The 6,969-nt window shown below is 68.2% G+C and carries 10 protein-coding genes; 3 read left to right on the plus strand and 7 right to left on the minus strand.

The window, feature by feature from the left end:
- Positions 1-31: 31 nt before the first annotated feature.
- Genes pucL through pbuX form a run of 4 tightly spaced genes read right to left on the minus strand, consistent with a single transcriptional unit; the run spans position 32 to position 3,703 of the window.
- On the minus strand, positions 32-931 hold the full coding sequence (pucL, locus tag QOC69_RS14465; protein WP_526440619.1) for a factor-independent urate hydroxylase: 900 nt from the start codon (positions 929-931) through the stop codon (positions 32-34).
- 4 nt (positions 932-935) lie between these two features.
- Complete coding sequence (gene uraH, locus QOC69_RS14470; RefSeq protein ID WP_526440621.1) at positions 936-1,256, minus strand: hydroxyisourate hydrolase; 321 nt, start codon at positions 1,254-1,256, stop codon at positions 936-938.
- Entirely contained in the window at positions 1,253-1,780 is a 528-nt protein-coding gene (gene uraD, locus QOC69_RS14475; protein WP_526440623.1) for a 2-oxo-4-hydroxy-4-carboxy-5-ureidoimidazoline decarboxylase, read from the minus strand. Before uraD ends, uraH begins: the two co-directional genes overlap by 4 nt.
- A 9-nt stretch (positions 1,781-1,789) precedes the next feature.
- Entirely contained in the window at positions 1,790-3,703 is a 1,914-nt protein-coding gene (gene pbuX, locus QOC69_RS14480) for a PbuX/PucJ/PucK family nucleobase permease (RefSeq protein ID WP_526440625.1), read from the minus strand.
- A gap of 33 nt (positions 3,704-3,736) precedes the next feature.
- Here pbuX and QOC69_RS14485 point away from each other — a divergent pair, with 33 nt between their 5' ends.
- Both QOC69_RS14485 and QOC69_RS14490 read left to right on the plus strand, forming a co-directional pair.
- Complete coding sequence (locus QOC69_RS14485; protein WP_526440627.1) at positions 3,737-4,279, plus strand: nucleotidyltransferase family protein; 543 nt, start codon at positions 3,737-3,739, stop codon at positions 4,277-4,279.
- Between the two features lie 134 nt (positions 4,280-4,413).
- On the plus strand, positions 4,414-4,686 hold the full coding sequence (locus QOC69_RS14490; RefSeq protein ID WP_526440629.1) for a hypothetical protein: 273 nt from the start codon (positions 4,414-4,416) through the stop codon (positions 4,684-4,686).
- A 37-nt stretch (positions 4,687-4,723) separates the two neighbouring features.
- Here QOC69_RS14490 and QOC69_RS14495 read toward each other — a convergent pair whose 3' ends face one another.
- Together QOC69_RS14495 and QOC69_RS14500 are read right to left on the minus strand one after the other, a co-directional pair.
- Positions 4,724-5,707 (minus strand): malate dehydrogenase, encoded by a 984-nt coding sequence (locus tag QOC69_RS14495; protein ID WP_526440631.1) that lies wholly within the window; start codon positions 5,705-5,707, stop codon positions 4,724-4,726.
- Positions 5,704-6,036 (minus strand): hypothetical protein, encoded by a 333-nt coding sequence (locus tag QOC69_RS14500; RefSeq protein ID WP_526440633.1) that lies wholly within the window; start codon positions 6,034-6,036, stop codon positions 5,704-5,706. The genes QOC69_RS14495 and QOC69_RS14500 overlap by 4 nt, the downstream gene beginning before the upstream one ends.
- A gap of 51 nt (positions 6,037-6,087) precedes the next feature.
- On the opposite strand from QOC69_RS14500, the gene QOC69_RS14505 reads away from it, so the two are divergent.
- Positions 6,088-6,834: an SDR family oxidoreductase gene (locus QOC69_RS14505; protein ID WP_526440635.1), complete on the plus strand. Its 747-nt coding sequence runs from the start codon at positions 6,088-6,090 to the stop codon at positions 6,832-6,834.
- Here the strand turns inward: QOC69_RS14505 and QOC69_RS14510 are convergent.
- Positions 6,831-6,969, minus strand: a 139-nt coding sequence (locus QOC69_RS14510; RefSeq protein ID WP_526440637.1) for a biotin/lipoyl-containing protein, incomplete at its 5' end; no start/stop codon positions are given. The two genes, QOC69_RS14505 and QOC69_RS14510, sit on opposite strands and share 4 nt — an antisense overlap.

The raw sequence follows: 6,969 nt of genomic DNA on the forward strand, positions 1-6,969 counted from the left end.
AACGATGTAAGACGATTCCAATCAAGCGTGATCAGCCCAGCCAGCCCTGTGCCAGGTCCCAGGCAGGCCCAGCACCAGGCGCATCGTCGCGGGTGACCGTGGCCTGGATCAGGCCGTACGGCCTGTCGTCGGCATGGAACACCTCGTTGTGATTCTCCAGGCCGAACGGGGACAGGTCGTAGACGAAGTGGTGCTTGTTGGGGGCCGACAGCCGGACCTCGGCGATCTGGGGATGGTTCTCCAGTACGGCCTTGCCCATCTCGTAGAGCGTCTGCTGCAGGGCGCGCGACTGCACGATCGCGAACTGCTTCACCAGTTGGCTCTTGACGGCGACGTAAGTTGATTCCCAGTCGATCTCGGTCGTGGTGAATCGCCACTGCGCCACCAGCGCCGTCGCCATCACGCGGTCGTGGGTGGGTTCGAGGACGGTGTAGGGATCGGTGCGGAAGCCCGCGAACTCCGACCCGGTGGACTTCAGGACGACGAGGTCCTTGAGTCCGCCGATCACCCACTCGCCGTTCCCGTCGACGGTGATCGCGGCCGTGCGCACCTCCTGGCCCTTGCGCACCCAGGTGTGGTCGTGTTCGGCGCCGTCGACGATCGCCCGCTCCCATGCGTATTCCTCGATGTCGACGCGCGCGCCGTCCACCGGGACGACGTCGTCGACGAAGTGTCTGGCCAGGGCGAGACCGTAGTCCTCGATCGACTGCAGACCCTTCTCCTTGGCGTAGGCGTAGGCGGTCTGCTTCTGTGAGTCGGTGGGCAGCACGTCGGACTGGTCGCCGGTCAGGTAAGCCGCGCTGAAATCGCCACGAAGACAGGTGGATACGTTCACGTCGTGGATCTCGTGTCGCGGCGTGTCACGGTAGATCCGGACCAGGCGGTTCTCGGCCTTGCCGTACTGGTTCTTGCCAAGGATGATGCCCGACATCTGTTCAGCTCCCTCGGTAGGTCGAATAGGCAAACGGTGACAGCAGCACCGGAACGTGGTATTTGCCTGCGGCATCGGTGATTTCGAACGCGATCACGATCTCGGGGTAGAAGGTGGCGACGTCCGTGGCGGCGAAGTACGTTGCGGTGTCGAAGTGCAGCCGGTACACGCCCGTGGCAAGGTCGCCGCCGAGGCGCGCGACCCGCCCGTCGTCGTCGGTGGTCGCGTCCGCGAGGACGGTGCCGTCTGCATCGAGCAGTGTGACCGGCACGCCCGTCGCGGGCTTGCCGGACACGGCGTCGAGGACGTGGGTGGAGAGGCTCATGTGCTCGATCTTGCCTCGCCGGGTGGCTCGCTCAGGAGCCGTTTCAGCCGAAGCCGGTTGATCTTGGCCAGTTCGTTGCGCATGACGCGGCGTTCGGTGTCGGGATCGTTGCCGAGCCGGTCGGTGAGAATCGCGAGCAGTTCGTCGGCGGAGCGTCCACTGGCGCACACCAGGTAGACGTAGCCGAACCGGTCCTCGTAGTCCCGGTTGCCTGCGGCCAACGCGGCGCGCACGTCGTCGTCGGCCGCCGTCACGCCGGCCTGTTCCCGCGCCGATGAGGCGTTGTCGACCCGGCCCCCGATGCGGGGATGTCCGTCCAGCGCGGTGTCGATCTCGGCGTCGGGGAGTTCGGCGAGGACGCGGCCGGCCCGGTCGAGCAGGGCGTCGACGTCGGCGAACGGCGCCCCGGCGAGCACGCGGCGGGCCCAGATCGGCGACGCGCACACGCCGAACAGCAGGTGCATGCGCTGGCGCTCGGTGCAGCGGTTGAAGCCATCGAGACCGAGCGCTGGTTGAGTGGTCATCAGTGACGACTATGGCAACTCGCTGAGCCGGCTGAACCGCGCGGCCGCGATCGGGTTGGCGTCGGCGACGAGGTCGCTGAACCGGTAGTTGACGATCTTGGCGATCTCGATCAGCGCGAACGCCTTCTCGGCGGCGGGCGAGTTGTCCATCCGCGACCACCCGTTGCGCAGCACCCTGTCGAAGCGTTCGGTCTCCTTGGCGCAGATGATCAGCGGGAAGTCGAAGTGCTCCCGGTATGCGGTGGACAGTTCGACGACGTCGTTGTGGTCGTCCTCGTCGAGGTTGGACAAGGCGACGTGATCGACGGCCAACGCGTGGCCGGTCTCGTCCTCGGCGCCGAGGTCGGGGAACGCCCGGATCAACTGCAGCTGCTGCTCGGAGGAACCGGTCAGGACGGCGTCCTGGAAGGCCTCGCGCAGTGCCATGGTGTCGGCGAACGGGCGCTGTTCGAGCGCGCGCTGGACGGCCCACGGCACGTTCTGCACCACGTTCCCGAACACCTCGGTGAACCGCTCCTTGGTCATCGCATTGACCTCGTCGAGGGTGATGGACCCGCCGCCGGCCACCCGCGGGCCGCGCGATCCCAGATGGAAGAACACGATGTTCAGCAGGATGGCCGCAATCGCGCCGATGCTGATGCCGCTGCCGAAGAGCAGGTCGATGCCGGACGGAAGCGCCTGGGCGACATCGGGATACGACGTCACCCACAGCGCCAACGCGATGCTGGTGGTGACGATGATCAGGTTGCGGTGGTCGGTGAAGTCGACCTTGCCCAGCGTCTGGATGCCGACCACGGCGACGGTGGCGAACAGGGTCAGCGCCGCGCCGCCGAGCACGGGTTGCGGAATCGACGAGACGACGGCCGCCACCTTCGGCAGGAAGCCGAGCAGGATCATGATGACGCCCGCTGCGGCCACCACCCAGCGGCTCTTGACGCCGGTGAGTCTGACCAGGCCGACGTTCTCCGAGAACGCGGTGTAGGGAAACGAGTTGAAGACGCCACCGATCGCGGTGGCCAGACCGTCGGCGCGCAGCACGTTGCCGATGTCGGAGGCCTTGATCCGCTTGCCGACGATCTCGCCGGTGGCCATGGTGCTGCCGGTCGACTCCACGGCGGTGATCAACAGCACGATGATCATCGTCAGGCAGGCGACGACGTCGAACTTGGGCATGCCGAACAGGAATGGCTGGGTGAAGCCGATCGCGGACGCCGCGCCCACCTTCTCGAAGCTCATGTCGCCCAGCGCAAACGCGACCGCGCACCCGATCACCAAACCCAGCAGGACGGCGATCGTGGCGATGAACCCGCGGAACAGGCGCTGGATCCCGACGATGATCGCGATGGTGCCCACCGCGTACAGCAGCCAGCGCAGGTTCGACGCGTCGATCTCACCGGTGTGCGGGTTGGTCACCGCGTCGTGGGCACCCACCGGCACCAAACACAGCCCGATGATGGTGATCAATGTGCCGGTGACGACGGGCGGGAAGAACCGCAGCAGCCTGATGAAGATCGGCGCGATCAGGAACGTGAAGACGCCTGCGACGATCACCGCGCCGTACACGTAGAGCAGGCTCGCGGCGCCACCGCCGTGGGCCAGCCCGATCGCGATGATGGGGGAGACGCCCGTGAACGTCACGCCCTGCAGCAGCGGCAGGCGCACGCCGATCTTCCAGAATCCGACCGCCTGGATGATCGAGGCGATGCCGCAGGTGAACAGGTCGGCGGTGATCAGCTTGACGAGCTCCTCGCCCGGCAGGTCGATCGCGCTGGCGATGAGGATCGGCACCAGGACCGCCCCGGCGTAGAACGCCACGACGTGCTGGAAGCCGTATGTCGCCAACTTGGGGATCGGCAGCACCTCGTCGACGGGGTGCACGCGCTTCTTGGGCTTCTCGGCCGTCGCGGTCGATGGGGCTGACATGGTCCCAGAATCGGGCAGGTTCACACTGTTCGCATGTCGAAGCAGGTGCCCGTCGCGGGCGTGCTACTGGCCGCGGGTGCCGGTTCGCGCTTCGGCATACCCAAAGTGCTTGCCGAGCAAGGGAAGTGGCTGCGCGCGGCGGTCGACGCGTTGAGTGGTTCCTGTGACGACGTCGTGGTGGTGCTTGGTGCAGCCGTCGTCGACGTGCCAGGGCCTGCGCGCTCGGTGGTGGCATCGGACTGGGCCGACGGGCTCAGCGCCTCCCTGCGCGCCGGTCTGGCCGCCACGGAGGGTGGGCAGTACGTGGTGCTTGCGCTCGTCGACACCCCCGATGTCGGGGCCGACGTGGTCGCCCGGGTGCTGGCGGCCGCACGGTCGGCGGATTCCGGCCTGGCCAGGGCGACGTACGGCGGGCGGCCGGGCCACCCGGTGGTGATCGAGCGCAGCCACGTCGCGGCGTTGACGGAGACGCTGCACGGTGACGAGGGCGCCCGCACGTTCCTGGCCGCCCGCTCCGACGTGGTCGCCGTCGAGTGCGGCGACCTGGCCACCGGGGCCGACGTCGACACGGCCTGATCGAGGCCACGGTCGTCGCACTGGTCACCCGGCGGAGGTATGGGCGGTTTGCCCGCCTCATATCGACAACTTGGCCCTAACGGCGCCTGTGGATGAACCCGCGCTCTCCTCGCGGCAGGCGTTACCATCGCCGGGTGGCGACCTTGGACGATTTGGAAGCGCGGGTGGCGGCGCTGGAGGCGTCGCACGCCGACTATCGGGCCGTCCTGGCCGCAGTGAACGCGCTGGGCGCCAACCAGCGCGAGATGGCCGCCAACCAGCGCGAGATGGGCGCGACTCAGCGGGATCACAGTCAGGTGCTGGCTGAGCACAGTCAAGATCTTGCCCAGCTCAAGGCGGGCCAACGAACTCTCGAAGAAGGCGTCGCCGAGGTCAAGGATCTGCTCGTCCGGGCGCTCGACCGCTGACCGCTACGGCCCGCTGTCCCCAAGGCCGGAGAGCCGCTTACAGGAGTCCCAGCGCGGCCACCGCGGCACGCTCCTCGGCCAGCTCAGCCACCGATGCGTCGATGCGGGCGCGGGAGAAGTCGTTCAGCTCAAGCCCTTCGACGATTCGCCACGCGCCGTCGACGGCGCGCGCCGGCAGCGAGGACACCACGCCCTCGGGGATGCCGTAGACGCCGGGGGAGGGCAGCGCCACCGAGGTCCAGTCGTCGGGGTCGGTGCCGTCGACCCAGTCCCTGACGTGATCGATCGCGGCATTGGCGGCAGATGCTGCCGACGACGTGCCGCGCGCCTCGATGATCGCGGTACCGCGCTTGGCCACGGTGGGGATGAAGTCGCCGGTCAGCCAATCCAGGTCGGCGGCGTACTCGGCGCCGGGGCGACCACCGACGACGGCGTGGAAGAGATCGGGATACATGGTGGGAGAGTGGTTGCCCCACACCGTCACCCGGGACACGTCGGTGACGTGGACGCCCGCGTGAGCGGCCAATGCGGCGACCGCCCGGTTGTGGTCGAGCCGGGTGAGCGCGGTGAATCGTTCGGCGGGGATGTCCGGCGCGTGCGCCGACGCGACGAGGGCGTTCGTGTTCGCAGGGTTGCCGACCACCACGATCCTGACGTCGTCGGCCGCGCCCGCGTTGAGCGCGCGCCCCGCCTCGGCGAAGATCGCGGCGTTGGCGGCAAGGAGGTCGGCGCGTTCCATGCCCTTGCTCCGCGGCTTGGCGCCGATCAGCAGGGCGACGTCGACGCCGTCGAACGCCCGCACCGGGTCGTCGTGGATCTCGACGCCTGCGAGGAGGTCGAAGGCGCTGTCGACGAGCTCCATCACGACGCCCTCGGCGGCCCGTACCGCCGACGGCAACTCCAGCAGGCGCAGCGTCACTGGCACGCCGCGACCGAGCAGGGCGCCCGCACCGATCCTGAACAGCGCGGCGTAGCCGATCTGGCCTGCCGCGCCGGTGACGGTGACGATCTTCGGATTCACGTGTGCACCCGCAGGCCGAGAATCTCGGAGGCATACAGGCGGACGGTGTCCTCGGCCATCGCCGCGGCGTCCTCGTGGCCGGGCCGCGCCCTGCTGTGCATGTACGACGAGTTGGGGTCCAGCGTTATCTCGGCGAGCAGCTCTCCGGTGGACGGCTCGCATACGGCCCACGTGTACCGGGTGTCGGAGGCCCAGTCGTCTTCGGCGTCGTGGACGTAGTCGAGGTCGGTCTCGCCGAGGTCGGCAAGCGCGGGGCGGTCGTCGACACGGTCGTCGTACCGTAGTGCGCGCAGATACCACTGGCCGTTGTTGATCTCGACGGGCTCCATCGGGTCAGCGTCTCACGTAGAGCAGCATCCAATGAATAGGGCGTACGCCACATGAAACTCACCATCATCGGAGCCAGCGGGCTCATCGGAACCAAGGTCGTCGACTTGCTGACCGCAGCGGGGCACGAGGTGGTGGCCACGTCGCGGTCGACGGGTCTGGACGTGCTCACCGGCGAGGGGCTGGCGGACGCGCTGGTCGGTGCCGACGTCCTGATCGACGTGGTCAACTCGCCGTCGTTCGACGACGAAGCGGTGCTGCAGTTCTTCTCGACGTCCGCCACGAATTTGGCGGCGGCCGCGAAGACGGCCGGCGTCGGTCACTACGTCGCGCTGTCCATCGTCGGCGCGGACGGCCTGCCGGACAGCGGCTACATGCGGGCCAAGGTCGTCCAGGAGAAGACGATCGTCGACTCCGGCATCCCGTATTCGGTGGTGCGCGCCACGCAGTTCCACGAGTTCGCCGCGGCGATCACCGGATCGCTCGTGGTCGGCGACGAGGTCCGGGTGCCGGGCGGGCTGATTCAGCTGATCGCCTCCGACGACGTGGCCGCGGAGGTGGCGCGCGTCGCCGTCGGCCCGCCACTGGGTGGCATCGTGAACATCGGTGGGCCGGAGAAGTTCTCGTTCGCGGACATGGCCTGGGCCGTATTGGCCAAGCAGGGCGACGACAAGACCGTCGTCGTCGATCCGCAGGCAACCTACTTCGGCACGCCCGTGGACGAGCAGCACAGCCTGGTGACCGGTGACGATGCGGTGCTCGCCGCCACCCGGTTCACCGACTGGCTGGCCGCCAGTTAGTCCTTGATCTCGGCGAGGACGGTGCCCTGCGTGACCGCGGCGCCGGCCTCGACGGCGAGCCCGGTGATGGTGCCGTCCTTGTGCGCGGTGACCGGGTTCTCCATCTTCATGGCCTCCAGCACCACGACGAGGTCG

This window comes from Mycobacterium sp. (assembly GCF_032162105.1).
Lineage (GTDB): Bacteria > Actinomycetota > Actinomycetes > Mycobacteriales > Mycobacteriaceae > Mycobacterium.